Below are 462 nucleotides of genomic sequence, written 5' to 3'. Positions count from 1 at the left end.
GGCGGCTTCGGCGGAGACCGGGTGCTTGCCGTTCGTGGTCGCGTTGGCGAAGAAGTACTTGCCGGAATTCGAATCCGACTTGGTGACGTTGTTGGTGTAGCCGATCAGGTCGGCGATCGCCGGCGCGGCGCTGGTGAAGGTCTTGTAGTCGCTGTAGCGCGCCTTGGCCTGATAGGCGTCGGCGAGCGCCGTGCCGAGGCCGTCGGCGAGCCCGCTGGCGTTTCCGTCGGTGATGAAGCAGTCCCGCAGCGCGAGCTGCTGCTGCTCGGGGAACGGCAGCAGGGTCGGCTGCTTCTGGGCACCGGACTGGATGTCGCCGGTCACTTTCAGGTTCGCGTCGAGGGCCGCCCGTCCCGCCGGGGTTGCCTGCAGGCGGGCCACCGGCGCGAGCCCCCGCAGGGCGGCGAGATTGGTCGGCGATTGCGCCAACGCCGGAAGGGGCAGCGCGGCCCCGAGCAGCAC

Annotated in this window: 1 protein-coding gene; it reads right to left on the bottom strand. The window is 70.1% G+C overall.

The genetic code is table 11. The features are described 5' to 3' along the window. Nucleotides 1–462, bottom strand: a 462-nt coding sequence (locus ACU8YE_RS25020) for a hypothetical protein (protein ID WP_446930246.1), incomplete at both ends; no start/stop codon positions are given.

The sequence above is a fragment of the Ralstonia sp. VS2407 genome (genome assembly GCF_052950655.1).
Note: the sequence above shows the minus strand (reverse complement) of the source record. Positions and strands in the feature narration are given on the sequence as shown.